Consider the following 26,824-nt stretch of genomic DNA (forward strand, 5'->3'; position numbering starts at 1 on the left):
GGGGAAGCGTGGGACGTGACCCGCGGGCGGTCGCTGAACCGCGGGCAACCGCGCCAGTATAGCCATGGGCTCTGTGCAAACCCAACGGCGCATCCAGGCCCAGTTCGCAACGCTGGAGGTCACCATGACCAATGGCGGATGGAATCCGCATGTTCGGGTGAACTACATTGCTACCACACCGTAGGGGTCATTCCATTCCAATGTCGACACTGCTCGTTCGCACGTCCTCGGGACGCATTTTCGCCGGCAGCCTGCTGCTGGCGGCCGCCTTCGGCTTGAGCGCCTGCAAGGGGGGAGGAGGCGATGCCCAGGCCCAGCCCGGCGATGCGGCGCAGGCGCCGGTGCCGGTGGAGACCGAGGCCGTGGCGAGGCGCAGTGTGGCGGCGAGCTATGTGGGGACCGCGTCGCTGGACGTACCGCGCGGTGCGGACGTGGTCGCCAAGACCTCGGGAATCGCGCTGGAGGTGCTGGTCGAGGAGGGGGATGCCGTCCGGGCCGGCCAGCCGCTGGTGCGGCTCGACCCCGATCGTGCACGCCTGGCGGTGCTGCAGAGCCGGGCGACGATGGGCAAGCTGGAAAACAGCTACCGTCGCGCGCAGCAGCTCGTCGGCCAGCAGATGATCAGCGCCAACGATCTGGACCAGATCAAGTTCGACCTCGATACCGCACGTGCGCAGTACGAGATGGCGCAGCTGGAGTTGTCCTACACCACGGTCACCGCGCCGATCGCAGGCGTGATCTCCCAGCGCATGATCCGCACCGGCAACTTCGTGCAGATCAACACGCCGATCTTCAGCATCGTCGACAACGCGCGCATCGAGGCGACGCTCAATGTCCCCGAGCGCGAGTTGCGCGTGCTCAAGCGCGGCCAGCCGGTGCGGCTGCAGGTCGACGCGCTGCCGGGCGAGTCGTTCGAGGGCGTCGTCGAGCGCGTCGCGCCGGTGGTCGAGTCGCGCAGCGGCACATTCCGCGTGGTCACCGCCTTCGCCGGTACCGATGCGCTGCGCGCGGGCATGTTCGGGCGCATCCACATCGATTACGACCAGCGCGCCGACGCGCTGGTGATCCCGCGCGCCGCGCTGCTCGATGACGGCGACCAGGCGGCGGTATTCACCGTGCGTGACGGCAAGGCCGTGCGCGTGCCGGTGACGCTGGGGTATGTGGATGGCGATCTGATCGAAGTCCGCGACGGCTTGGAGGACGGCATGCAGGTGGTGACCGCCGGCAAGGTCGCGCTGCGTGAGGGCAGCCCGGTGCAGGTGATCGGCGCGGCCCCGGTCGCGGCCGCCAAGCCCGCCACCGGCGCCAAGAGCGACGCGCAGTAATGGCCGGCGCCTCCCACGAAGGCCCCGCCGGCGACGGCCCGGCCGCGGACCCGCATGCCACCGCACCCAGGCGGTTCGATCTGGTCGAGTTCTCCACGCGGCGCCGCGTGACGGTGTGGATGGTCGCGATCAGCCTGATGCTGTTCGGCCTGATCGCGCTGACCAACCTCAAGGTCAACTTGCTGCCCGATCTGAGCTACCCCACACTGACGGTGCGCACCGAGTACACCGGCGCGGCACCGTCGGAGATCGAGACCCTGGTCAGCGAGCCGGTCGAGGAGGCGCTGGGCGTGGTCAAGGGCGTGCGCAAGCTGCGCTCGATCTCGCGGACCGGCCAGAGCGATGTGGTGCTCGAGTTCGCCTGGGGCACCGACATGGACCAGGCGAGCTTGGAGGTGCGCGACAAGCTCGAGACCTTGCAGTTGCCGCTCGAGGTCAAGCCGCCGGTGCTGTTGCGCTTCAACCCGTCCACCGAGCCGATCCTGCGGCTCGCGCTGACCGCCGGCGACAAGGGCGGTGCGGTCGACGAGTTGACGCGCATGCGTCGCTACGCCGACGACGATCTGAAGAAGAAGCTCGAGCCGGTGGCCGGCGTGGCCGCGGTCAAGGTCGGCGGCGGCTTCGAAGACGAAGTGCAGGTGGAACTGGACCTGCAGCAGATGGCGCGCATCGGCCTGCCGATCGAGAACGTGATCCAGCGCCTGCAGCAGGAGAACATCAACCTGTCGGGCGGTCGTCTCGACCAGGGCACGCAGCGCTATCTGGTGCGCACGGTCAACCAGTTCGCCAGCGTCGAGCAGATCGGCGAGATGCTGGTGGCCACGCAGTCGGGCGGCGACAACGCCGCCGCCAGCGCGGCGCAGCAGATGGCCGCGATCGCGGCGGCCAGTGGTTCGCAGGCGGTGCTCGCCGCTGCGGCGTCGGTGCAGAGCGCCTCGGGCGCGGATGGCGCGACGATCGCGGGCGGCCGCGCGATCCGGCTGCGCGACATCGCCACCGTGCGCCAGGGCTTCAAGGAACGCGAGAGCATCATCCGGCTCGGCGGCGACGAGGCGGTGGAGTTGGCGATCTACAAGGAGGGCGACGCCAATACCGTGTCGACCGCCGATGCGATCCAGGCGCGGTTGGCGGTGATCCGCAAGGACCTGCCGCCGGGGATGACGCTGACCGTCGTCGACGACCAGTCGAAGTTCGTGCGGGCGGCGATCAACGACGTGCGCACCGATGCGCTGATCGGCGGCACTCTGGCGGTGCTGATCATCTTCCTGTTCCTGCGCAATGGGTGGAGCACGTTGGTGGTGAGCCTGTCGCTGCCGGTCTCGATCATCACCACGTTTTTCTTCATGGGCCAGTTGGGCCTGAGCCTGAATGTCATGTCGCTCGGCGGCCTGGCGCTTGCGACGGGTCTGGTGGTCGACGATTCGATCGTCGTGCTCGAGTCCATCGCCAAGGCGCGCGAACGCGGGCTGGGCGTGCTGGAGGCCGCGATCACCGGCACCCGGGAAGTGGGCATGGCGGTGATCGCCTCGACGCTGACGATCATCGCGGTGTTCCTGCCCTTAGTGTTCGTCGAAGGCATCGCCGGCCAGTTGTTCCGCGACCAGGCGTTGACGATCGCCATCGCGGTCGGCGTGTCGCTGCTGGTGGCGATGACGTTGATCCCGATGTTGGCCTCGCTCAAAGGCCGTCCGCCGCTGGCCTTCCCGGAAGAAGCGCCGCATCCGCAATGGCGCCCCGAGCGCCGCTGGCAGAAGCCGTTGGCGGCGACCGGCCGCGGCATCGGCACCGGCATTCATGGCGTGCTGTTCGGCTTGGTCTGGCTGCTCATTCGTGCCTGGCGCGGTGTCTCGTACGTGGTCAGCCGCGTGATGGGACGCGCCAGCGATGCGGCGATGGCGCCCTACGAGCGCGCCGAGCGTGGCTACATGCGGATCCTGCCGGCGGCGCTGGCGCGGCCGTGGTGGGTGCTGGGTACTGCGACCGCGGTGTTTGTGGTCAGCATGTTCGCCGTGCCGCTGTTGGGGACCGACCTGATCCCGCAACTGGCCCAGGACCGGTTCGAAATGACCGCCAAGTTGCCGCCCGGCACCCCGTTGCGCGAAACCGACCGCATCATGCGCGAAGTGCAGCAGGCGCATCGCGACGACGACGGTGTGGCCTTGTTGTTCGGGGTGAGCGGCAGCGGCACCCGGCTGGACGCGAATCCGACCGAGAGCGGCGAGAACATCGGCCGGTTGAGCATCGTCATGAGCGACGGCGGTAGCCGCGAGTTCGAGGCGCAGCAGACCGAGCGCCTGCGCAACACCATGCGGCAATATCCCGGCGTCGCGGTGGACTTTTCGCGGCCGCAGATCTTCAGCTTCTCCACGCCGCTGGAGATCGAACTGCGCGGCCAGGATCTCGACGGGCTGGCGAAGGCCGGCCAGCGCATGGCCGAACTGCTGCGGGCAAATCCGCACTACGCCGACGTCAAGAGCACGGTGGAGCAGGGCTTCCCCGAGATCCAGATCGTCTTCGACCAGGCGCGTGCGGGGGCGTTCGGCCTGACCACGCGGCAGATCGCCGATGCGGTGGTGCGCGCGGTGCGCGGCGAGGTGGCCACGCGCTACAACTTCCGCGACCGCAAGATCGATGTGCTGGTGCGCGCGCAGGAGAATGAGCGCGATTCGGTGGAGCGCATCCGCAACCTGATCGTCAATCCGGGCAGCGGCGCGGCCGTGCGACTGGACTCGGTCGCCGACGTGGTCGCGACCATCGGCCCGAGCGAGATCCACCGGGCCGACCAGGTACGCGTGGCCGTGGTGTCGGCGAACCTGCGCGACATCGACCTGGGCGCGGCGATGACCGAGGTGCGGCAGATGGTCGCCGAAAACCCGCTCGGTCCCGAGATCGGGCTGCACATCGGTGGGCAGGGCGAGGAACTCGCCGAGTCGATGCGCTCGCTGCTGATGGCGTTCGCATTGGCGATCTTCCTGGTCTACCTGGTGATGGCCTCGCAGTTCGAATCGCTGCTGCATCCGTTCGTGATCCTGTTCACCATCCCGCTGGCGATGGTTGGTGCGATCGGGGCGCTGCTGCTGACCGGCAACACGATCTCGGTGGTTGCCTTCATCGGCCTGATCCTGATGGTGGGTCTGGTGGTCAAGAACGCGATCATTCTGATCGACAAGGTCAACCAGTTGCGCGAGGCCGGCGTGGCCAAGCGCGAGGCGCTGGTCGAGGGCGCACGCTCGCGTCTGCGTCCGATTGTGATGACCACCCTGGCGACGCTGTTCGGCTTCCTGCCGTTGGCGCTGGCGCTGGGCGAGGGCGCCGAGGTGCGCTCGCCGATGGCGATCACCGTCATGGGGGGGCTGGCGGTCTCGACCGTGCTCACGCTGCTGGTGATCCCGGTGGTCTACGAGCTGCTCGATCGCAAGTCCGATGCGTTCTACGCCGAGCGTGGTCGCCGCGCGCGGCTGGGTGCGGCCGCTGAGCGCGATGGGGCGGAGGCAGGCACGCCATGAGCATCGCCGAGCTGAGCCTGCGCCGTCCGGTCACCACCATCATGTGCTTCGTCTCGATGGTGGTGATCGGCCTGATCGCGGCGGTGCGCCTGCCGCTGGAAGCGCTGCCCGACCTGACCATGCCGATCCTTTATGTCGAGTTGCCCTACGCGGGGTCCACGCCCGTCGAGGCCGAGCAGAACCTGCTGCGCCCGGCCGAGGAGGCACTGGCGACGATGAGCGGCATCAAGCGCATGCGCGGCGATGCCAATGCCGATGGCGCGGGTGTGCTGCTCGAGTTCTCGGACTGGGACCGCGACATCGCGATCAGCGCCGCCGAGGCGCGCGAGAAGATCGACGCGATCCGCTCCGACCTGCCCGACGATTTCCGTCGTTACTTCGTCCACAAGTGGACCGCCAGTGACCAGGCGGTCCTGCGCCTGCGCCTGGCCGCCAATGTCGATCTGTCGGGCAGTTACGAGATGATCGACCGGCAGCTCAAGCGCCGGCTCGAACGGGTGCCCGGTGTGGCGCGCGTGGAGATCAGCGGGGCGTCGCCCAACGAGGTCGAGATCGCAGTCCAGCCCGATCGCCTGACTGCGCACGGCATCGAACTCAACGCGCTGGCCACTCGCCTGCGCGCATTGAACTTCTCGGTCTCGGCCGGCCAGATCCTCGATGGCGGGCAGCGCTTGCGGGTGCAGCCGCTGGGCGAGATCCAGGACCTGCAGCAACTGCGCGACCTGGTGATCGACCAGAAGGGACTACGGCTGTCGGACATCGCCGACGTGCGCTTCAAGCCGCAGCGCATGGACTATGGTCGGCGCCTCGACGGACGGGCGGCGGTGGGGCTGGAGATCTTCAAGGAGCGCGATGCCAACCTCGTCGAGATCGCGCGCAGCGTGCTGGCCGAAGTCGAGACCGCGCGCAGCGAACCGGGGCTGGAAGGCATCGACGTCAAGGTGATCCAGAACCTGGGCGAGGAAGTGACGTCGTCGCTGCTGGAGCTGGTCGAGGCGGGCGCGATCGGTCTGGTGCTGTCGATCGTCGTGCTGTACTTCTTCCTGCGCCACTGGCCGTCGACGCTGATGGTGACGCTCGCGATCCCGATCTGCTTCATCATCACCCTGGGCTTCATGCACTTTTTCGACGTCACGCTCAACGTGCTGTCGCTGATGGGCCTGCTGCTGGCGGTCGGCATGCTGGTCGACAATGCCGTGGTCGTGGTGGAGAGCATCTACCAGGAGCGCGAACGCATGCCCGACCAGCCGTGGCTGGCCTCGGTGCTGGGCACGCGGCATGTCGCGATCGCGCTGTCGGCCGGCACGCTGTGCCACTGCATCGTGTTCGTGCCCAACATGCTGGGCGAGACCAACAACATCAGCATCTTCATGAATCAGCTGGCGATCACCATCTCGGTCTCGCTGCTGGCCTCGTGGCTGGTGGCCGTGAGCCTGATCCCGATGATGTCGGCGCGCATGAAGACGCCGCCGGCGGTCGCCCGGCCCGATGGGCTGATCCCGCGCATGCAACGCGGCTATGCGCGGCTCCTGCGCTGGTCGCTGCAGCACCGCGGTTGGTCGGTGGCGGGCATCGTTCTGGTGGTCGCGTTGAGCCTGTTGCCGATGAGCCAGATCAAGTTCGATATGTTCGGCGACAGCGGCGGCGGCAAGGAGATCCAGCTCTACTACCAGTGGAAGGGCAGCTACAACCTGCAACAGCGCTCCGAGGAGGTGCGACGCTACGAGACCTTCCTCGACCAGCGCCGCGAGCAGTACCGGATCCGTCAGCTCTACTCGTGGTTCGGCGAGGGCGGCGATTCGGGCACGATCATCACGTTCCAGGACGATGTGTCCGACACCCGGGTGCTGTCGGACAAGATCAGCGAGGCGCTGCCCAAGTCCGCGCGCGCCGATGTCGGCGTACGCGGTGGCGGCCAGGGCGGCGGCGGGGCGGGCGGCAGCCAGGGCGTCCAGGTGCAACTGGTCGGCGATTCGACCCAGGTACTGCGCGAGATCGCCGATGGCGTGATCCCGATCCTGGCGGCCAATCCGGCGCTGCGCGACGTGCGCGTGGATTCGGGCGATCTCAACCACGAGCTTCGGATCAGCGTCGATCGCGACCGCGCAGCCGCGTTCGGATTCTCGGCCGAGCAGGTCTCGAACTTCGTCGGCCTGGCGCTGCGCGGCAGCCAGCTGCGCGAGTTCCGGCGCGGTGACGACGAGGTGCCGGTGTGGGTCCGCTTCGCGGGCGCGGAGACCTACAGCGAAGCCGATATCGCCGCCTTCATGGTCCGGGCGCCGGACGGCCGCAGCGTGCCGCTGACCAGCCTGGTCGAAATGCGGGTGGAGCCGGCCTCCAGCCGGATCACCCGCAACGACCGGCAGACCTCGCTGACGCTGCAGGCCAACCTCGCTGGCGGTACGACGATGCCCGATGCCCGCAAGGCGCTGGAGCAGACGCTGGACACGGTCGCGTTTCCAGCGGGCTACGGCTACAGCTTCTCCGGCAGCGGCTTCGAGGACGATACGGCGGCAAGCCAGCAGATGCTGTTCAACCTGGTGATTGCGGTGATCATGATCTACGTGGTGATGGCAGCGGTGTTCGAGTCGCTGCTGTTCCCCGCGGCGATCATGAGTTGCGTGCTGTTCTCGGTGTTCGGCGTGTTCTGGCTGTTCTGGTTCACCGGTACCGCGTTCACGGTCATGGCCTTCATCGGCATCCTGGTGCTGATGGGCGTGGTGGTGAACAACGGGATCATCATGGTCGAACACATCAACAACCTGCGCCGACGCGGCATGCCGCGTCTGGAGGCGCTGGTGGAGGGCAGCCGCGAGCGGTTGCGGCCGATCATGATGACGATGGGCACGGCGATCCTGGCGATGGTGCCGATCTCGCTCAGCGACACCGTCGTACTCGGCGGTCTGGCGTACTCGCCGATGGCGCGCGCGGTTGCCGGCGGGCTGGCGTTCTCGACCGTGGTCAGTCTGTTGTTCCTGCCGACGATCTACGCGCTGCTCGACGACCTGCGGTACGGCACGGCGCGCATGCTCCGCCGCGCGCGGGGCGTGCCGGCGGGCGTGTCCACGGCGTCGTAACGTCACTGGCCCGCGTCGCTTGGCGGTGCGGGCCATTCCGCCTTGAGGGCGTGGTGGCCCGCGTGGTCGCGCCGGTCAGTGCAGCAGCTTGCCGAAGATCCGCAGGCCCGCGACCCACACGCCGATGCTCGACCCCAGGTTGGTGAACATGAAGTTGAGGATCGTCCTCGAGACGCGGTTGCGGTACCAGCCGCGGAACGTGCCCGCATCATCGCGCAGGGCCAGGAAGTCACGGTAAGCGGGCGTGCGCATGTGCGCTTCGATCAGCGCACTGAACAGGCCGGGCGAGACGCCCGGGGGACGGAATGGCTTGAGTGGCGCGGCGATCGCCGCGGCCAGGATGCCGAGCGGATGCGCGGCGGCGGCGATCGCGCCCAGCGCGGCGAATGCGGCGGTGATCAGCACCCACTCCTCGAGCAACTGGCGGCCGACGTCGACGCCGCCATGCCAGTAGCCCCAGCCGATCATCGCCAGGATCAGCGCCATCAACAGGGTGGTGAACCACGGGAACCGACGCGTGCTCGGCGCCTGTTCCAGCTCTGTGCGGATCGCTGACGGCGTCTGCGTGTCTTCGGCCAGGTGGCGCGCGATGCCGGCCAGGTGACCAGCGCCGACGACCGCCAGGACCTCGCGCGCGTGGCCGACATCGCCACGCAGGCGTGCGGCCATGTAGCGGTCGCGCTCGGCGATGATCGTCTCGTAGAGCTTGGGATCGCTGCGGGCGAAATCGCCGAAGCTCGATTCGAGCATGTCGCCTTGCTTGAGCTTCTCGATCTCGTCTTCGCCCATCTCCTCGTTGGTCAGCAGGCCCGACATCAGGCTGCCGCCGAGTCGCAGCTTGCCCATCAGCCCGAGCCGGGACGAGGTGCGGCGGAAGGTCAGGCCGACATCGCGGTCGATCAGCGCGACCGGCAGGCCGCGGGCATCGGCGAGCGCGACGGCGCGCTTGAGTTCGGCGCCCGGCTCGATGCCGAGTTGCTCGGCGAGCCGGCGCTGATAGGCCGACAGCGCCAGATTGGCGGCGAACAACGCGACGCGGCCCTTGCGGATCACGTCGACCAGATTGAGCTTGCCCAGCGCGTCGGGATCGGTGATCGCCTGCAGGCGCTGCGGGTCGAGTTCGACCGCGACCATGTCGAACGCGCCGCTGCCGATTGCGTCCTCGACCGCCTCCACGCTGACTTTCGAGACGTGGGCGGTGCCCAGCAGGGTGTAGCGCACGCCATCGCGCTCGACGATCGTGTGCGGCTGCGTCTGCCAGGACGGGGAGGCGGCGGAATCGGTCATCGGGTCATTCGTCTTCGGGTGGGGTGGCGGCGCCGTCGCCCAGCGCGCGCTGCATCAAGATGGTGTCGAGCCAGCGGCCATGCTTGCGGCCCGAGCCCGGCAGCACGCCGACGGTCTCAAAGCCCAGGCGCGCGTGGAAGCGGACGGAGGGGCCGTCCTGCGGTGGGCCGATCACCGCGATCATCTGCCGGAAGCCGCGCTGCGTGCAGGTATCGATCAGCGCGTCCATCAGCCGCCGTCCCACGCCTTGGCCGTGCAGCGCCGGTATGACGTAGACCGAGCTTTCGACGGTGAAGCGGTAGCCGATGCGCGCGCGGAAACTGCCGGCGTAGGCATAGCCGGCGAAGCGGCCGTCGAGCTCTGCGACCAGATACGGAAAGCCGGCCTGGCGCAGCGCCGACCAGCGCCGGCGCATCTCATCGCGATCCGGCGCGTCGTATTCGTAGGTGGCCACGCCGTCGACGACTTCCCGCGCGTAAAGCGCGGCGATCGCCTCGAGATCGCCGTCGTGCGCGTCGCGGATCACGACGCCAGGGGTGGGAGCAGCCACCGGCGTCAGTCGATATAGCGCTTGAGCAGATCGCCGTAGGCGTCGATCCTGCGGTCGCGCAGGAACGGCCAGATCCGGCGCACGTGCTCGCTGCGGCCCAGATCCACTTCGCAGGTCAGCAGCGTCGGATCGCCGCCGGCCTGGGCGAGGAATTCGCCCTGCGGGCCGAGCACGTGGCTGTTGCCCCAGAAGTCGATGCCGGCCGCGCCCAGCGGCGAGGGTTCGTGGCCGACCCGGTTGCACGAGAGCACCGGCAGCCCGTTGGCCACCGCGTGCCCGCGATGACTGAGAATCCAGGCATCGCGCTGGCGTGTCTTCTCGGCGTCGTCGTCGCTCGGGTCCCAGCCGATCGCGGTGGGATAGAGCAGCAGGTCCGCGCCCGCCAGCGCCATCAGCCGGGCGGCCTCGGGATACCACTGATCCCAGCACACCAGCAGGCCGAGTCGGCCGACCGAGGTTTCGATCGGCTTGAATCCCAGATCGCCCGGGGTGAAGTAGAACTTCTCGTAGAAGCCCGGATCGTCGGGGATGTGCATCTTGCGGTACTTGCCCGCCAGGCTGCCGTCGGCGTCGAACACCACGCCGGTGTTGTGGTACAGGCCGGCGGCGCGGCGCTCGAACAGCGAACTGACCAGGACCACCTGGTGCCGGCGGGCGAGCGCGGACAGCCGCTCGGTGCTCGGGCCGGGAATCGGCTCGGCAAGATCGAACGCATCGACGTTCTCTTCCTGGCAGAAGTACGCACCGTTGTGCAGTTCCTGCAACAGCACCAGCCGTGCGCCCTGCGCCGCCGCCTCGCGCACGCGCGCCTCGATGATCGACAGGTTGGCCTCGGCGTTGTCGGTGCCGCGGTCGATGATGGCGCGTTCCTGGATCAGCGCGACGGGCAGGGTGGTCTTGCGGGTCATGGCGGCGGTGCTACGGGACTCGAAAAGGCCGACCATGCTAACGCGGATAGACGCGCGCGCCCGCGCGCCGGCCACCGCCGTTCAGAGCGCGTCAAAGCGTGGCCGCGAGTGCGACGACGTCGGCCGTGAAGCGCGGGTAGTCCAGCGCCGGGGCATGCGGGGTATCGCGGCGCCGGATCTGCCGCACCGCCACCAGGCGCTTGTCGGGCACCACGACGATGTACTGGCCAAGGAAACCGTCCGCCGCATACGCCACGACCGGGCCGGTGTCCTCGTCGAACACATCCGCACGGGCGAGACCGCGCCCGGTAATCTGAGCCGAGTACAGCACCGGCCAGTCGTCGCCCAGTGCATCGCCCAGCGCCTTGCGCAGCCCCGCGGCGCCATCGAGTCGCTGCCCGCGCAGCGACTCCAGTGCACTGATCCAGCGTGGATCCGCGTCGCGTGCGCGCGCGGTTGCGATGGCGTCCTCGCGCACGGTCAGGAATTGCCACTCGGGAATGCGCCACCACAGCAGGCCGACGCGCGGTGAACGCGGACCGGCACTGTACAGCGCCTGGACGAAGCCTTCGGGCAGCAGGCGCGTGCCATCGGGTGTGACGCCGTCGTCGAGCAGCAACTGGCCGAGCTTGGCCGCGTCGCTTGCGGTGACCGACAGGCCGGCCATGGCCCAGGGATTTCCGGCCGGATCCTTCAGCCAAGAGCCAGGGTGGATGTCGAGTGGGTCGAAGAGACGGCTTTGGAGATAGGCGTCCATCGGCATCCCGCTGGCCCTTGAGATGACGCCGGACAGCAGGTTGGTGGCCTTGTTGTTGTACGAAAACGTTTCGCCAGGCGCGGCATCGAGTTCCGCCGCCAGTGCGAGTTGCACGATGTCGGGTGCTGGTTCGAGTTCTTCGCCGGCGTTGGGCACGTTCTGCAGGCCCGAGGTGTGGTCGAGCAGCATGCGCACGGTGATGTCGCGCTTGCGTCCCTGCGCCCATTCGGGGAAGAAGGTGTGGACGGGGGTGTCGAGCGAGTCCAGCTTGCCGTCGGCCAGCAGCAGGCCGACGCCCAGCGCCACCACCGACTTGGTCGCCGACATTAGTTCGATCGGTGCGCGCGCCGGATCGGTGGCGGTGTCGACCAGCACGCGACCGTCGTGGACGATCAGCAGCGCATCGGATTCGGCGGCCGTCGAGGCCGCCTGCAACCGGGCCAGTGCTTCGGTGGTGGTGTCCTGGCCCGGCGCGGACGCCAGGGCCGCTGCGGACAACAGGAAGGCCGCGATGGCGGCGAGCAGGGTGCGAGGCATCGAAAGAACTCCAGGCGGTGGGCCAGAGTGGCGACACCTGTAGTCACGCTCCAGTGCCGTTGGTCATGCTTTCGTCCGGGGCGGACCGGGATCAGCCTGCGAGCGCGCCCTGCGGCAATTGCATGGTGATGCAGTGCAGGCTGCCGTTCTGCCAGATCAGCGGGCGGCAGGGCACCTGCACGATCTCGCGGCCAGGATACGCCTGCGCCAGCACGGCGGCGGCGGCCGCGTCGGCCGGGTCGCCATAGGCGGGCATCAGCACTGCGCCGTTGAGGATCAGGTAGTTCGCATAGCTGGCCGCCAGGCGGCGGCCCTGGTCGAGGATCGGACGCGCCCACGGGAGCGGGAACAGCCGATACGGCGCGCCATCGGAGGTGCGCAGCGCCGCGATCTCGTCGGCCATTGCGTGGAGTTCGGCGTGGTGCGGATCGTTCGCGTCATCGCAGGCCTGGAAGACGATCGCATCGTCCGGCGCGAACCGGGCGAGGGTGTCGATGTGCGCATCGGTGTCGTCGCCTTCGAGGTAGCCGTGGTCGAGCCACAGCACGCGGTCCTGCGCCAGCCAGTCCGCCAGCCGCGCGCTCAGTACATCGCGCGAGGTCTCGGGGTGTCGCTCGTGCAGGCAGCGCCAGGTCGTGAGCAGCGTGCCGGCACCGTCGGTCTCGATCGCACCGCCCTCCAGGGCGAAGTCGATCTGCCGGCGCTGGGCCTGGTCGGCGAACAGGCCGGCCGCGTGCAGGTGCCCGACCAGCCGGTCGTCGCGACTGGCGTCGAACTTGCCGCCCCAACCGGTGAAGCGGAAGTCGTTGAGGACGAACGCATCGCCGCCCACCAGGGTGATCGGCCCCGAGTCGCGCAGCCAGGTGTCGTCGTAGGCCGCTTCGACGAAGCGCACGCGGTCCATGTCGACCCGGTTGGACGCCAGGCGCACATAGGCGTAACTCTGGACGTCCTCGTCGGGCACGCAGATCAGCACCGGCTGGAAGCGGGTGATGGCCGCGACCAGCGCGATGTAGGTGTCCTCGACCTCGCCCAGGCGTTCCGCCCAGTCGGTGTCTTCGGTCGGCCAGGCGATCAGGATGGCGGACTGGGGTTCCCACTCCGCGGGGAAGCGCATTGCGGTCTTGGTCATGGACTCAACGGATGGCGGGCTTGGGGCCGATCTCGGACGCGGTCGCGCGATTGGCGACCGTGTCGACGACCCGGTTGCGTTCGAAGTAGACGGTGAAGGCGGGGTAGACCCAGCGATGGATCGTCGGCCATTGCCGCTTCTGTCCGCCGCGCGGTTCGAGGCGCTGGGACGGTGCGCCGAAGTCGGCCTCGACCTGGGCCATCGTCATGCCGCGTGCGGGGACGGCCAACCCGGCCGGCTTTCGGCTGCGGTCGACCAGCAGGGTGTCGGCCGTGGCCGGTGCGGTGCCGAGCAGCAGGGCGGCGCCCAGCGCGGCGGCTGCGAACATCGTGACGGTGGAACGCGACATGACGGACTCCTGGCCTGCGAACGGGAGGGGCGTGGCCGGGAACCCGGCCGCACGGCGGCTGTGTAGCAGACCCGTGGCGACGGCGCTGCATGCGGCCGGCGCCGATACGACGAAGGGCCGCATCGCTGCGGCCCTCGCGTGCTGCGCCCGGCCCAAAGGGCTGACGCAGGATTGCCGGAACACCACGTCGCCGGGGCGCGCGTGTTCCGCCTCGCTGTTTAGCGCTGACGCGCCTTGAAGCGGGGGTTGGACTTGCAGATCACGAAGACCTTGCCGCGGCGACGCACAACCTTGCAATCGCGGTGGCGGGTCTTCGCCGACTTCAGGGACGACAGGACCTTCATGACAAACCTCTGGGATGGGATACGAACGGCAAGCCGGCTATTCTAGCGGCTTATTTCCACCTGATTCAAGCGCTTGGGCCTTCGGGCGCGATGCGCAGGAGATGCGTATGACGGCCGAGACGCCGGTGTTGACGATCGACGGCCCCTCCGGGTCGGGCAAGGGCACGATCAGCCGGGCGGTCGCGCAGCGGCTGGGCTGGCACTACCTGGACTCGGGGGCATTGTACCGGGCGGTCGGGGTGTCGGCCGGCTGGGCCGACCTCGACCTGGGCGACGCCGGCGCGCTGGTGCGCTGCGCGTTCGACACCACGATTGCATTGCGCGACGACCCGAGCGGCGAGCCGCGCGTGATCGTCAACGGACACGACGCTACCGACGAGCTGCGGACCGAGACCGCAGGGGCCGCGGCTTCGGCGATCGCGGCCATTCCCGAAGTGCGTGCCGCGCTCAAGGACCGGCAGCGCGCATTCAGGACGCCGCCGGGGCTGGTCGCCGACGGCCGCGACATGGGTACGGTCATCTTTCCCGATGCGCGCTGGAAGGTGTTTTTGACCGCGAGCGCCGAGGAACGCGCCGAGCGGCGCTATAAACAGTTGAAGGGCAAGGGGGTTTCGGTGACAATGGACGGTCTGCTGCGCGAGATTCTCGCGCGTGACGCCCGCGATGCCAGCCGCGCAGTGGCGCCGCTGCGGCCGGCCGAGGAGGCCGTCCGCATCGACACCACCGGCCTGGGCATCGAGGCCGTCGTGGCGCAGGTGCTGGCGCTGTTGCCGGCGCGCATGGACTGACAGACCCGGTCCGGCGCGCCTGCCGTCGTCGGCGCGCCCAGCAGTCGCGTGCCCCCGGACGGAGCGTCCGGTCGCATGCCGCAGTCGCAACATCGCGTCATCGCTCCAACGGTTCCGGCACCACGCCCAGGGCGCGGCGCCGGGTGTTCTTCCATGCCAACACTCACGGCCCTGCAATCCCGCGACGGCCGATCAACGGGTGGACCACCGACACCGCGCTCCGTCGCTGCGCCGGCCCGGTCCGACATCAACCAGGTATTCACCAAATGACCGAATCATTCGCAGAACTGTTCGAACAGAGCCAGACCAATCTGGCCAAGCTCAAGCCGGGCGCCATCGTCTCGGGCGTCGTGGTGCAGGTCCGCACCGACGTCGTCGTGATCAACGCCGGCCTGAAGTCCGAAGGCATCGTGCCGATCGAGCAGTTCCGTAACGAGGCCGGCGAGATCGACGTGGCCGAGGGCGACACCGTCAAGGTGGCGCTGGACTCGCTCGAAAACGGCTTCGGCGAGACCGTGCTTTCGCGCGAGAAGGCCAAGCGCGCGATGGTGTGGGACGAACTCGAGGAAGCGCTCGAGAAGAACGAGACCATCACTGGCCGCATCAGCGGCAAGGTCAAGGGCGGCTTCACCGTCGACATCAAGGATGTCCGCGCGTTCCTGCCCGGCTCGCTGGTCGACGTGCGCCCGGTCCGCGACCCGGTCTACCTCGAGGGCAAGGAACTCGAGTTCAAGCTGATCAAGCTCGATCGCAAGCGCAACAACGTCGTCGTCTCGCGCCGCGCGGTCGTCGAGAGCGAGCACTCCGAGGAGCGCGAAGCGCTGATGGAGAAGCTGGTCGAGGGCGCCGTGCTCAAGGGCGTGGTCAAGAACCTCACCGACTACGGCGCGTTCGTCGACCTGGGCGGCATCGACGGCCTGCTGCACATCACCGACATGGCCTGGAAGCGCGTGCGCCATCCGTCCGAAGTGGTGGAAGTGGGCCAGGAGCTCGAAGTCCGCGTGCTCAAGTACGACCGCGAGCGCAACCGCGTCAGCCTCGGCCTCAAGCAGCTGGGCGAGGATCCGTGGGACAACATCTCGCGTCGCTACCCGTCCAACACCCGCGTGTTCGGCAAGGTCTCCAACGTGACCGATTACGGCGCGTTCGTCGAGATCGAGCCGGGCGTCGAGGGTCTGGTGCACGTGTCGGAGATGGACTGGACCAACAAGAACGTCAACCCGTCGAAGGTCGTGCAGGTCGGCGACGAAGTCGAGGTCATGGTGCTCGACGTCGACGAGGAGCGTCGTCGCATCTCGCTGGGCATCAAGCAGGTCACCAGCAACCCGTGGGAGACCTTCGCCGCGATCCACAAGAAGGGCGACAAGGTCGACGGCCAGATCAAGTCGATCACCGACTTCGGCATCTTCATCGGCCTGGACGGCGGTATCGACGGCCTGATCCACCTGTCGGACATCGCCTGGAACTCCACCGGCGAGGACGTGGCCCGCAACTTCAAGAAGGGTGACACCCTCGAGGCCGTCGTGCTGGCGGTCGATCCCGAGCGCGAGCGCATCTCGCTGGGCGTCAAGCAGCTCGAGCAGGACCCGCTGGGCCAGTTCATGGCCAACAACCCGCGCGGCTCGAAGGTCTCGGGCACCGTGAAGGAAGTCGACGCCAAGGGTGCGGTCATCGACCTGGGCGAGGGCGTGGAAGGCTACGTGTCGGCGCGCGACATCAGCGACCAGCGCATCGACGATGCCAGCCAGCATCTGAAGGTCGGTCAGGAGATCGAGGCCAAGTACTTCGGCATGGACCGCAAGACCCGTTCGCTGCAGCTGTCGATCCGCGCCAAGGACGAGGCGGAGACCGCCGAGACCCTGGCCGAGTACAACAAGCAGGCCTCGGACGCGTCGAGCGGCACCACCAAGCTGGGCGCGCTGCTGCGCGAGCAGCTGGGCAACAAGTCGGAGTAATGCGTTCGGCGCCGGTCCGGGGACGTCCCCGGACCGGCGTTTGCGCATCTGCAAGAACGAGACATGACGAAGTCGGAACTCATCGAGCTGCTGACCCAGCGGCAAGCCCATCTCAAGGGCGAGGACGTCGACCTGGCGGTCAAGGCCATGCTCGAAATGATGGGCGGCGCGCTGGCGGCAGGCGATCGCATCGAGGTCCGTGGCTTTGGCAGCTTCTCGCTGCACTTCCGACCGCCGCGGACCGGCCGCAATCCCAAGACTGGCGACGCCGTGGCGCTGCCGGGCAAGCACGTCCCGCATTTCAAGCCGGGCAAGGAACTGCGCGATCGCGTCAGCGACGTGCAGCCGTTGCCTGCGGACGAGTGAGCGCCCTGGGGCGCGCCGTTCCCCGTCCCTTCGGTGTCGCCGCGTGCGGTTGGCACCGCCGATCCCCGAGCGGTTAGGATCGACGGCGGCCCGCAGGCCGTCGCGCGATGCCGTGGCCGCGTGTCCGCTCGCGCCCGCCGTCGCGCGAAAGCGGCGACCTTCCTGATGGAGCGTGATCCATGGCGTTTGTCACCGAGTGGTTCTGGTTCTTCCTTCTGCTGCCGATCGCGGCGCTCAGCGGCTGGGTGATCGGGCGACGCGGCGGCGAGCGGCACAGCGATACCCAGGTCAGCCGGCTGTCGACGACGTACTTCCGCGGCCTCAACTACCTGCTCAACGAACAGCCAGACAAGGCGATCGAGCTGTTTCTGCACATCGCCGAGCTCGACAAGGACACCTTCGAGACCCAGGTCGCGCTCGGCCACCTGTTCCGGCGGCGTGGCGAGGTCGATCGTGCGATCCGCCTGCACCAGGGGTTGGTGCAGCGCCCCGATCTCAACGACCAGCAGAAGGTGCAGGCGCTGCTGGCGCTGGGCGAGGACTACATGAAGTCGGGCCTGCTCGACCGCGCCGAGACGGTGTTCAGCGATCTGGCGCGCATCGATCAGCGGGCGCCACACGCGCTGCGGCACCTGATCGGCATCTACCAGGCCGAACGCGACTGGGCGAAGGCGATCGAGAACGCGACCCGCTACGAGGCGGCGACCGGCGAACCGATGGGCAAGCTGATCGCGCAGTTCGAATGCGAACTGGCCGATCGCCATCGCTCGGCCGGCAACCCCGACGAGGCCCGCGCAGCGGTCGCGCGGGCCTACGCCGCCGATTCGGGATCGGTGCGCGCCGGCATTCTCGAAGGCCGGATCGAAATCGATGCCGGCAACGACGCTGCGGCGATCCGCGCGTTCGAGCGTGCGGCCCGCCACGATCCCGATTTCCTGCCCGAGATCCTCGGGCCGCTGCTGGCCGCCTACGAGCGGGTCGGCGACACGCCTGGCGCGCGCAACTTCATGTCGCAGATGACCGAACACTACCCGGGTGTGGCGCCGGTCCTGGCACTGACCCGACTGGTCGAACAGGAAGAAGGCGTGCACGCGGCGCGGACCTATCTGGCGCGCCAACTCAAGGATCGTCCGTCGGTCCGGGGCGAGGCCGCGCTGATCGATCTCACCCTCGCCGACGGGGTCGATCCGGCCGGCACGCTGCAGGAACTGCGGTTGATCACCGAGCAGTTGCTGGTGCGCAATCCGAGCTACCGTTGCAAGCAGTGCGGCTTCGGCGCCCGCAGCCATCACTGGCAATGTCCCAGCTGCAAGGAGTGGGGCACGATCAAGCCGTTGCTGAACTACGCCGTGGTCTGAGTGCAGCCGCAGGCGCTCATCGCAGTCGTCATTCTGGCTCTGGTCTCGACGTCGCTGGGGACCTGGCTGGCGCGGCGCTATGCACTGTCGCGCAAGCTGGTCGACGTGCCGGGCGAGCGGCGCAGCCACGCGGCGCCGACGCCGCGCGGTGGCGGCATCGCGATCGTGGTCGTCATGCTGGGCGTGCTCGCCTGGATGGCCTGGCAGGCGGCGCTCCCCGGGGTGCACCTGGCGTTGTTGATCGGCCTTGCGCTGGTCGCCGGTATCGGCTGGATGGATGACCACCGGCCGTTGTCGCCATGGTCGCGGCTGGGGGTCCACGCGGTCGCCGCCGCGCTGCTCGCGGGGGCGGTGGCCCATGCCGGCCAGCCCCTGTGGTGGGGCGCTGCGGTATTCGTACTGGCCGTCGGTCTGATCAACGTCTGGAACTTCATGGACGGGATCGACGGCATCGCCACCAGCCAGGCGATGCTGGCCGCGCTGGCGGTGGCGTGGGTGGCCGGGCCCTGGGGCGGGGCCGGCGTGCTGGCGATCGCGCTGCTGGCCGCCTGTGGCGGCTTTCTGCCATTCAACTGCCCGAAGGCACGGATCTTCCTTGGCGACGTCGGCAGCGGCAGTCTCGGCTATGTGCTGGCAGGGCTGATCGCTGCGGCATCGCTCGAGATCGGTCATCCGGCGGTCTGGGCGTTGTGCTTTCCGCTCGCGCCGTTCCTGATTGACGCCTCGTTGACACTCGTTTCACGCATGCTCCGCGGCGAACGCTGGTGGACGCCGCATGTTCAGCATGTCTACCAGCGCGCCGTGCAGGCCGGGCATCCGCATGCGAGGGTCGCCGCAGGCTATGCGGCGCTGTCGATGGTCGGGGTCCTGGTGTGCGGATTGCTCGCCGGGCACGGTGGCCCGGTTATCATCGGAGCCTTGGTCGCATGGTATCTGCTCATTGTCTGTGTCTGGTGCGCGGCTCGTGTCCGCTTGCTCGCCGGGCAACGTTGCCCTCAAGGATGAATCGCGATGCATGATGTAAGGACCCGGCTCGGCGTCCTGGGACCGCGTGTGGCCGTGGTCGCACACGACCTGGCCATGGTCTGGCTGTGCTGGGTCGGCCTGCACCAGTTCCGTCTTTCGGTCATGGCGCAGGCGCCTGCGTTCTCGCCGGTGTCGATCGAGGTCGCGCTGATTCTGCTGGCGCAAGGCGTGATCTTCTGGCGCGTGGGCCTGTATCGTGGCGTGTGGCGCTTTGCCAGCATCCCGGACCTGCTCAACATCGTGAAGGCGTCGGTCCTGGGCCTGCTCGCGATCCTGCTCGTGCTGTTCGTTTACAACCGGCTCGATCTCGTCCCGCGCAGCGTGCTGATCGTCTACCCGTTGCTGCTCGCAGCGTTGCTGGGCATGCCCCGGCTGCTGTACCGGGCCTGGAAGGACCACGGCAGCGTGCGGCTGGACCAGACCGCCACGCGGGTGCTGATCCTCGGCGCCGGCCAGGCCGGAGAGACGCTGGTCCGAGACTTGCGCCGGACCGGGGCCTACGATCCGGTCGGCTTCCTCGACGACGCGCCGAAGTTGCGCGGCAGCCAGTTGCAGGGCGTGCCGGTGCTGGGGCGGGTCGAGGACGTGGAGCGGATCGCCCCGGAGACCGCCGCCAAGCTGCTGGTCATCGCGATGCCCTCGGCCGATGCCGCGGCGATGCGCCGCGTGGTTGCGGCCTGCGAACGGACAGCGCTGCCGTTCCGGACCGTGCCGCGGCTCGACGACCTGCTGGAAGGCCGCTCGCTGCCGGGCGAGTTGAAGGAAGTCGCGATCGAGGATCTGCTCGGGCGCAAGCCGGTGCTGCCCGATTGGAAGGCGATTCGTGGCTGGCTGCGCGGGCGCTGCGTGCTGGTGACCGGAGCCGGCGGCTCGATCGGATCGGAACTGTGCCGACAGTGTGCGCGCCACGGTGCCGCGCAGATCGCGTTGGTGGAGATCGACGAACTCGCGCTGACCCGCATCGAGGCCGAACTGCGGCGCGACTTCCCGCATATCCGGGTCACGCCGGTGCTCGGCGACTGTGGCGATCCGGCGGTGACCGCGCATGCGATGCGGCTGTCGTCGCCGGACGCGGTGTTCCATGCCGCGGCCTACAAGCAGGTGCCGGTCCTGGAGCAGCAACTGCGCGAGGGCGTCCGCAACAACGTGCTGGCCACCCGCAACGTCGCCCGTGCGGCAGTCGAACACCGCGCGAGCACGTTCGTGCTGATCTCCACCGACAAGGCGGTCGATCCGGTGAATGTCCTCGGGGCGACCAAGCGTCTGGCCGAAATGGTCTGCCAGGATCTGGCCGGTGACGGCGGAACTGGCTTTGTAACCGTGCGTTTCGGCAATGTGCTCGACTCGGCCGGTAGCGTGGTGCCGCTGTTCCGCGAACAGATCCGGCGCGGCGGCCCGGTGACCGTGACCGACCCGGAAGTCACGCGCTACTTCATGACCATCCCCGAAGCCTGCCAGCTGATCATGCAATCGGTCGCGATCGGCGCCTCGCAGGCCGTCTACACGCTCGACATGGGGGAGCCGGTCTCGATCCGCCTGCTGGCCGAGCAGATGATCCGCCTCGGCGGCAAGCAGCCCGGTCGCGATATCGCAATCGTCTACTCGGGCCTGCGCCCCGGCGAGAAGCTGCACGAAACCCTGTTCCACGCCGACGAACGCTATCGGCCCACCGTACATCCGAAGATCCTGCAGGCCGAGGCGCGCCCGGTGCATACCGAGAAGCTGGCATCGGCGTTGGCGCGGCTCGACGAGGGCGTCGCGCGCTACGATCTCGAGCAACTGGCAGCGACGCTGCGCGAGGCCGTGCCCGAGTTCAAGCCGGTCGTTGTGGATCCCGCGCTGCAGCGTACCGGTACCACGGCGACCATCGTTGCCTTTCCCCCACGACACGCGAGACAACCATGACGCAAAGGATTCGAAAGGCGGTGTTTCCCGTTGCCGGCCTGGGAACGCGGTTTCTGCCCGCGACCAAGACCGTCCCGAAGGAAATGCTGCCGATCGTCGATCGCCCGCTGATCCAGTATGCGGTCGACGAGGCGATCGAGGCCGGCTGCGACACGCTGGTGTTCGTGACCAACCGCTACAAGCACGCGATCGGCGACTACTTCGACAAGGCCTACGAGCTCGAACATCGGCTCGAGGCGTCGGGCAAGCATGAATTGCTGGAGAAGGTGCGCCGGCCGCTGCCCGACGGGGTGCGCGCGATCTTCGTGACCCAGCCCGAGGCGCGTGGCCTGGGCGATGCGGTCCTGTGCGCGCGGCCGGTGGTCGGCAACGAGCCGTTCGCGGTGATGCTGCCCGACGACCTGTTGTGGAACCGGGGGGGCGATGGCGCGCTCAAGCAGATGGCCGATGCGCATGCGCAGACCGGCGCGAGCATGATCGCGGTGCAGGACGTGCCCCCGGAGAAGACCGCCAGCTACGGCATCGTCGCGACCGATCCATTCGAGGGCCGGCATGGCCGCATTCACTCGATGGTCGAAAAGCCCAAGCCCGAGGAGGCGCCGAGCAATCTGGCGGTCGTCGGCCGTTATGTGCTCGATGGACGCATTTTTTCATTGCTCGAGAAGACCCCGCCGGGCGCAGGCGGGGAGATCCAGCTCACCGACGCCATCTCGGCCTTGCTCGCCGAAAAGCCGGTACATGCTTACCGCTTCCGCGGCACGCGCTTCGATTGCGGAACGCATCTGGGCTTGATCGAGGCGACGATCCGATACGCACTCGACAACGAAAAGCTCAGCGAACCGGCGGCAGCGCTGATGCGCGACGCGCTCGACGAGCTCGGGGTTCGCGACCTCGACTGACGACAGCCCAGCCGCCGGGTCCGCGCGCGCCATGCTGCGCGCTGTCAGGGCGCGACCGTGCAATCGGGAAAGCGGGCGAGATACTCGTCCAGTGGTGGCATTCCCAGGCCGGCGCGCAGCGCGTCGACGCGCTGCGCGTCTTCCAACGGTTGCGGCGCGCGCCGGCCCTCAATGCACGTGACCTGGGTGCCGTAGCGCTGGCTGCCGTCGAGCTTGAGCATGACCCGGTCGTAGAGAAAGCCGTAGCGGGTCGTCAGGGGCGTGCCGACATGGCGCCGCTGCATGGCGCGCAGGGTCTGGTACTGGAGATCGGGCCGCTGGTCTGCGTGTTGGACCAGCAGCCAGAGCTGGGCCTGTGCCTGCTCGGGCAGTGCGGTGGGCGCAGGCCAGCCATCGTGACGGGCCATCAGCTGCGCCGCGTATGCGGCATTGTCCGCGTCGAGCCTGCGGACATCATCGCCGAGCGCGAGCGCGTAGGTCGCGTACAGCGGATCGCCTGGCCCCGCATCGCGGCCGGGCACGCCATCGAGGGCATAGCGCAGGATCTGGTCGTTGAGGGCCCGCCGTTGCAGCTCCGCCGCCACGGTGCGCAGCGCCTCGCCGTCGGGTGGGGAGGCCTGCACCTGGGACGCGATCTCTACCGCGCGGCGCAGGCCCAGCACATAAGGCCAGGCCGCCTTGGCTGCCGCGTCGAAGGCCGGCCAGTCGTCGAACGTGGCGGCTGTCGCCTCCGCATCCACGATCAGGCCGCATCGCCGGTCGCCGTAACAGGCCTCAGGGAGCGACGCGGCATCGATCCCCCGCGTCCGTAAGGTATCGCGCAGCGCCGCGGTGCGTGCGCGGCGCGCGGCCTCGGCCCAGTCCAACAGCGCGCGCCAGCGTGCGCGCTCGGCCGGGTCGGGCGAAAAGCGCGGCTGGACCCAGTCCAGACGGGTGAGGTCGAGCGGCGCGTCTTCGGCGGGGAGGCGGTCGAGCAATGGGGGCGGCGGCGTGCTGCCCCCGGCTGCCGAACCGGCAGCGAACAGAAGCAGCGCGCTCAGCGCTCGCCGCATTGCGCGGAGCATCGATCAAAGGCTGGCCGGGCAGGATGCCCGGCCGGCGTCTCAGGCATCGGCATCGTCGACGACGATGATCTGCGCCGAGACCTGGGCCGAGAGTTGGGTCCGTGAGGTCGTCCCGCCGGCGACGGCGTCGATCTCGCTGTCGGTGAGGTCGCGCGCAAGCTGGCGGCTGAGCAGGCGGTAGCTGCCTGGCGCATCGGCTGCAGGCGATTGGGGCGCGGGTCCTGGCTTCGACATGGCGACGTCTCCTTTGCGATTCGCAGCGCCGTCGACATGGCGGCGTCATCGGTGTCTTAGTGCATCGCGGTGCCAGTGTCAAATCGAGACGGGGCCTGGACCGAGCCGTTGGCGCTGGCGCGTGCTCGCATGGCGGTCGCAGTCTGCGGTAGAACACCCGCATCTCTCTCGTCGGAGCACTTGCATGCCTGGACACCTGCGCGTCGTCACGCATCCCGGAGATGTCCATGCGGGCGCGGTGGCGTGGGCGCTCGCCGATCGCGGGATCGCGACGCGCTGGATGTGCTTGGGCGACTTCCCGGCGCGCGCCACCCATAGCTTCGAATTGCGCGCGGGCACGGACGCGGGCACGGCGGGCGGGCTGCCCGACACCGATTGCGATTTCGTCTGGATTCGCAGGATGGGCGCTCGCCCGGCGTGCCGGCGGGCCTGGATGCCCGCGATGCGGAGGCCTGTCAGCGCGAAAGCGAGCGCTTCTTCTGGGGATTGCTGCATGTGCTTGCACCCCAGGCCTGGTGGGTCAACCCGCTCACGAGCTTCATGACCAGCCGGCACAACAAGTTGCATCAGCTGCGCCTGGCGCAGGCCTGCGGCATGGTCGTGCCCGACACGCTGGCGAGCAACGACCCGGCGCGTATCCGCGCGTTCGTGCGTGCGCACAGTGGCCGAGTCATCGCCAAACCGTTCTTCCCGCATCTGTGGAACACGCGCGACGGCCGGTCGTACGAGTATCTGTCCTCGCTGGTGACCGAGCAGGACCTGGATGATCCGCGCGTGCTGCAGGCGTCCCCGCTGATCTACCAGCACTTCGTCGACAAGGCGTTCGAAGTGCGGGTGGCCGTGTTCGGGCAGGCGGTGATCGCCGCGCGCCTGGACACGCGCGGCGACCCCGACCTGGCCGTGGACTGGCGCCACGCCGCCAAGCATCCGACGGTGACCCCGTTCCAATTGCCCGATCCTGTGCGCGAAGGCTGCTTGCGGGTCATGGCGATGCTGGGGCTGGTGCACGGCTCGTTCGACTTCATCGTCCGGCCCGATGGCGGCTTCGTCTTCCTGGAGGTCAATGAGTCAGGGCAATGCCTGTGGATGGAAGAGGATTGCCCGGACTTGCCGGTGCTTTCTGCGCTCGTGGGCCTGTTCCTGGCGCGTCGGCCGGATTTCTCGAACGCGGATCTGGCGCAGTTTCCCTACCGGTTCGGCGCGTTTCGCGGAAGCCCGGATTACGAGGCGTTCCAGCAGAGCGCGGCGCAGGACCACTTGCCGGTGTCGATGGAAGGGGTGGTCTTCCAGGAGTGACGCGCGCGTTTTGGGTGGCCGGACAGCGACGCGCTCCCGACTGAGGGGAGGGCGGCGTCCGGCTGGTAGGCGGCTGCCGACCCGAAGCTGCACGCTCGTTCTCGCGAACGAGGGAGATGAGGCAAAAAAAAGCACGCCCGCAAGGGGCGTGCTTTCTGTCAACGGTGTCCAAGGACACCGCGGCGGATGGATCAGGCCAGGCCGGCCTGCTTCATCACTTCGGCGGCGTAGTCCTCGACGACCTTCTCGATGCCTTCGCCGACGGCCAGGCGCTGGAAGCGCAGCACGTCCGCGCCGGCGGCCTTGAGCGTGGCCTCGACCGTCTTGTCGGTGTCGAGCACGTAGGGCTGGCCGTAGAGCGTGACCTCGTTGACGATCTTGTTGAGCTTGCCGCTGATGATCTTCTCGAGGATGTCGGCCGGCTTGTTCTTGTCCTTGTCGGACATCTTCGCCAGCTCGATTTCCTTTTCCTTCTCGATGAACTCGGCCGGGACGTCGGTGGCCTTGTTGTGCGGCGGGTTCATCGCCGCGACGTGCATCGCCAGGCCACGCGCGAGGTCGGCATCGCCGCCCTGCAGCTCGACCAGCACGCCGATGCGGCCGCCGTGGACGTAGGCCGCCAGGTTGTGGCTGCTCTCCATCCGCACGATGCGACGCACCTGCACGTTCTCGCCGACCTTGGCGATGACGGCAGCGCGCGCTTCCTCGACGGTCTCGCCCGACGCGAGCTTCGCAGCCTTGAGCGCATCGATATCGGCGGCGCCGGAGGCGAGGGCGGCTTGGGCGACGGCCTCGGTGAAGCGCAGGAAGTTGTCATCCTTGGCGACGAAGTCGGTCTCGGAGTTGATCTCGACCAGCACCGCGGCGCGATCGTCCTGCGTGGCGACGATGCGGCCTTCGGCGGCGACGCGGTCGGCCTTCTTGTCGGCCTTGGCCAGGCCCGACTTGCGCAGGGCTTCGGCGGCGGCGTCGATGTCGCCGGCGGTCTCGCTCAGTGCCTTCTTGCACTCCATCATGCCGGCGCCGGTGCGCTCGCGCAGTTCCTTGACCAGGGATGCGGTGATTTCCATGGATGACCTCAGTGTTCGGTGGATGCGTCGGCCGCGCGGTGCGCGGCCGGTCGTTGGCGGTCGCCGCTCGCAGACGAGCGGCGATCGCGCCGGAGGCGCTGCGGCTGCGCAGCATGGCGCAGCCGCATGTCGCGGCGATTACTCGGCCGCGACGTCCTCGGTCTTCTTGCCGCGCGGGGCGCGGGCCGGCTTGTCGCCGCCTTCTGCAAACTCTTCCTCGCGCACGGTCGCCGCGCTCGGCGCGGCCGCCTTGCCTTCGAGCACGGCGTCGGCCGCGGCGTTGGCGTACAGCTGCACGGCGCGGATCGCGTCGTCGTTGCCCGGGATCGCGTAGTCCACCAGCGCCGGATCGTAGTTGGTGTCGACGACGGCGATGACCGGAATGCCGAGCTTCTTGGCTTCCTGGATCGCGATGTTCTCGTGGCCGATGTCGATGACGAACAGCGCGTCGGGCAGGCGGTTCATTTCTTTGATGCCGCCCAGCGACGCTTCGAGCTTGTCGCGCTCGCGACGCAGGCCCAGCACTTCGTGCTTGACCAGCTTGTCGAACGTGCCGTCGGTCTCGGCCGACTCGAGCTCCTTCAGGCGCGACACCGACTGCTTGACCGTGCGGAAGTTGGTCAGCGTGCCGCCCAGCCAGCGCTGGGTCATGTACGGCATGCCGCAACGCTCGGCCTCTTCCTTGATCGCCTCGCGCGCGCTGCGCTTGGTGCCGACGAACAGGATCATGCCGCGCTTCTGGGCGATGCCCGAGATGAAGTTCATCGCGTCGTTGAACAGCGGAACCGTCTTCTCGAGGTTGATGATGTGGATCTTGCCGCGGGCGCCGAAGATGTACGGCGACATCTTGGGGTTCCAGTAGCGCGTCTGGTGGCCGAAGTGCACGCCGGCTTCCAGCATCTGGCGCATGGTGATCTGAGGCATTTGGATGATCTCGTGATGATGGAATCGAACGAAGCCGGTGTCGTGGCAAGTCCGCACGTGAGATGTGCAGCACTTGGCGATCGGACTCGCATCTCGATTCCGGGGTTGGGCCTCCCTGTCGCCTCCGTGGCCGAACCTCTTGCGAGGCACCCCGGCACGGGTCGATA

The 26,824-nt window shown here is 68.3% G+C and carries 22 protein-coding genes; 11 read left to right on the forward strand and 11 right to left on the reverse strand.

All coding sequences use genetic code 11. The annotated features are described in order from the left end of the window. Window positions 1-200 precede the first annotated feature (200 nt). The 3 genes from ABE487_RS11915 to ABE487_RS11925 are packed head-to-tail and all read left to right on the forward strand — an operon-like array spanning window position 201 to window position 7,908. Window positions 201-1,325: an efflux RND transporter periplasmic adaptor subunit gene (locus ABE487_RS11915; RefSeq protein ID WP_346442230.1), complete on the forward strand. Its 1,125-nt coding sequence runs from the start codon at window positions 201-203 to the stop codon at window positions 1,323-1,325. Continuing rightward, complete coding sequence (locus ABE487_RS11920) at window positions 1,325-4,831, forward strand: efflux RND transporter permease subunit (RefSeq protein ID WP_346442229.1); 3,507 nt, start codon at window positions 1,325-1,327, stop codon at window positions 4,829-4,831. Before ABE487_RS11915 ends, ABE487_RS11920 begins: the two co-directional genes overlap by 1 nt. Then, window positions 4,828-7,908, forward strand: a complete 3,081-nt coding sequence (locus ABE487_RS11925; protein WP_346442228.1) for an efflux RND transporter permease subunit — start codon at window positions 4,828-4,830, stop codon at window positions 7,906-7,908. Before ABE487_RS11920 ends, ABE487_RS11925 begins: the two co-directional genes overlap by 4 nt. 75 nt (window positions 7,909-7,983) lie before the next feature. Here the strand turns inward: ABE487_RS11925 and ABE487_RS11930 are convergent, their stop codons facing one another. The 7 genes from ABE487_RS11930 to ykgO form a co-directional block, all read right to left on the reverse strand. Then, entirely contained in the window at window positions 7,984-9,195 is a 1,212-nt protein-coding gene (locus tag ABE487_RS11930; protein WP_346442227.1) for a TraB/GumN family protein, read from the reverse strand. A gap of 4 nt (window positions 9,196-9,199) precedes the next feature. After that, complete coding sequence (locus tag ABE487_RS11935) at window positions 9,200-9,745, reverse strand: N-acetyltransferase family protein (RefSeq protein ID WP_346442226.1); 546 nt, start codon at window positions 9,743-9,745, stop codon at window positions 9,200-9,202. A gap of 5 nt (window positions 9,746-9,750) precedes the next feature. Next, window positions 9,751-10,653, reverse strand: a complete 903-nt coding sequence (locus ABE487_RS11940; RefSeq protein ID WP_346442225.1) for a carbon-nitrogen hydrolase — start codon at window positions 10,651-10,653, stop codon at window positions 9,751-9,753. A 91-nt stretch (window positions 10,654-10,744) separates the two neighbouring features. Beyond that, a complete protein-coding gene (locus ABE487_RS11945; protein WP_346442224.1) occupies window positions 10,745-11,947 on the reverse strand; it encodes a serine hydrolase domain-containing protein in 1,203 nt (400 codons plus the stop codon). A 91-nt stretch (window positions 11,948-12,038) separates the two neighbouring features. After that, window positions 12,039-13,079, reverse strand: a complete 1,041-nt coding sequence (locus tag ABE487_RS11950) for an agmatine deiminase family protein (RefSeq protein WP_346442223.1) — start codon at window positions 13,077-13,079, stop codon at window positions 12,039-12,041. 4 nt (window positions 13,080-13,083) lie between these two features. Further along, window positions 13,084-13,407, reverse strand: coding sequence for a hypothetical protein (locus ABE487_RS11955; RefSeq protein WP_346442241.1), 324 nt, complete (start codon window positions 13,405-13,407; stop codon window positions 13,084-13,086). A gap of 239 nt (window positions 13,408-13,646) precedes the next feature. Beyond that, window positions 13,647-13,772: a type B 50S ribosomal protein L36 gene (gene ykgO / locus ABE487_RS11960; protein WP_005913193.1), complete on the reverse strand. Its 126-nt coding sequence runs from the start codon at window positions 13,770-13,772 to the stop codon at window positions 13,647-13,649. Window positions 13,773-13,879: 107 nt separating this feature from the next. On the opposite strand from ykgO, the gene cmk reads away from it, so the two are divergent. From cmk to galU, 7 genes are all read left to right on the forward strand, one after another. Next, complete coding sequence (gene cmk / locus ABE487_RS11965) at window positions 13,880-14,560, forward strand: (d)CMP kinase (protein ID WP_346452198.1); 681 nt, start codon at window positions 13,880-13,882, stop codon at window positions 14,558-14,560. 266 nt (window positions 14,561-14,826) lie between these two features. Further along, window positions 14,827-16,515 carry a 30S ribosomal protein S1 gene (rpsA, locus tag ABE487_RS11970; protein ID WP_047135971.1) on the forward strand — a complete coding sequence of 563 codons (1,689 nt, stop codon included), beginning with the start codon at window positions 14,827-14,829 and terminating at the stop codon, window positions 16,513-16,515. A gap of 48 nt (window positions 16,516-16,563) precedes the next feature. Continuing rightward, on the forward strand, window positions 16,564-16,881 hold the full coding sequence (locus ABE487_RS11975) for an integration host factor subunit beta (RefSeq protein WP_255350605.1): 318 nt from the start codon (window positions 16,564-16,566) through the stop codon (window positions 16,879-16,881). A gap of 179 nt (window positions 16,882-17,060) precedes the next feature. Next, window positions 17,061-18,239: a lipopolysaccharide assembly protein LapB gene (lapB, locus tag ABE487_RS11980; protein WP_346452199.1), complete on the forward strand. Its 1,179-nt coding sequence runs from the start codon at window positions 17,061-17,063 to the stop codon at window positions 18,237-18,239. Beyond that, a complete protein-coding gene (locus ABE487_RS11985; protein ID WP_346452200.1) occupies window positions 18,240-19,244 on the forward strand; it encodes a glycosyltransferase family 4 protein in 1,005 nt (334 codons plus the stop codon). Window positions 19,245-19,250: 6 nt separating this feature from the next. After that, on the forward strand, window positions 19,251-21,170 hold the full coding sequence (locus ABE487_RS11990; protein WP_346442219.1) for a nucleoside-diphosphate sugar epimerase/dehydratase: 1,920 nt from the start codon (window positions 19,251-19,253) through the stop codon (window positions 21,168-21,170). Then, window positions 21,167-22,069 (forward strand): UTP--glucose-1-phosphate uridylyltransferase GalU, encoded by a 903-nt coding sequence (gene galU, locus ABE487_RS11995; protein ID WP_346442218.1) that lies wholly within the window; start codon window positions 21,167-21,169, stop codon window positions 22,067-22,069. The genes ABE487_RS11990 and galU overlap by 4 nt, the downstream gene beginning before the upstream one ends. Window positions 22,070-22,113: 44 nt before the next feature. Here the strand turns inward: galU and ABE487_RS12000 are convergent, their stop codons facing one another. Together ABE487_RS12000 and ABE487_RS12005 are read right to left on the reverse strand one after the other, a co-directional pair. Beyond that, complete coding sequence (locus tag ABE487_RS12000) at window positions 22,114-23,046, reverse strand: DUF6624 domain-containing protein (RefSeq protein ID WP_346452201.1); 933 nt, start codon at window positions 23,044-23,046, stop codon at window positions 22,114-22,116. 126 nt (window positions 23,047-23,172) lie between these two features. Beyond that, window positions 23,173-23,367: a hypothetical protein gene (locus ABE487_RS12005; RefSeq protein WP_346442216.1), complete on the reverse strand. Its 195-nt coding sequence runs from the start codon at window positions 23,365-23,367 to the stop codon at window positions 23,173-23,175. 375 nt (window positions 23,368-23,742) lie between these two features. On the opposite strand from ABE487_RS12005, the gene ABE487_RS12010 reads away from it, so the two are divergent. Continuing rightward, entirely contained in the window at window positions 23,743-24,663 is a 921-nt protein-coding gene (locus ABE487_RS12010; RefSeq protein WP_346452202.1) for a hypothetical protein, read from the forward strand. 191 nt (window positions 24,664-24,854) lie between these two features. Here the strand turns inward: ABE487_RS12010 and tsf are convergent, their stop codons facing one another. Then, window positions 24,855-25,733: a translation elongation factor Ts gene (tsf, locus tag ABE487_RS12015; RefSeq protein WP_346442214.1), complete on the reverse strand. Its 879-nt coding sequence runs from the start codon at window positions 25,731-25,733 to the stop codon at window positions 24,855-24,857. A gap of 138 nt (window positions 25,734-25,871) precedes the next feature. Next, the gene (gene rpsB, locus ABE487_RS12020) at window positions 25,872-26,657 is read right to left on the reverse strand and encodes a 30S ribosomal protein S2 (RefSeq protein ID WP_346442213.1); all 786 of its coding nucleotides are present in this window, start codon (window positions 26,655-26,657) and stop codon (window positions 25,872-25,874) included. Between the last annotated feature and the right edge of the window lie 167 nt (window positions 26,658-26,824).

It is taken from the genome of Luteimonas sp. TWI596, from assembly GCF_039674105.1.
GTDB lineage: Bacteria > Pseudomonadota > Gammaproteobacteria > Xanthomonadales > Xanthomonadaceae > Luteimonas.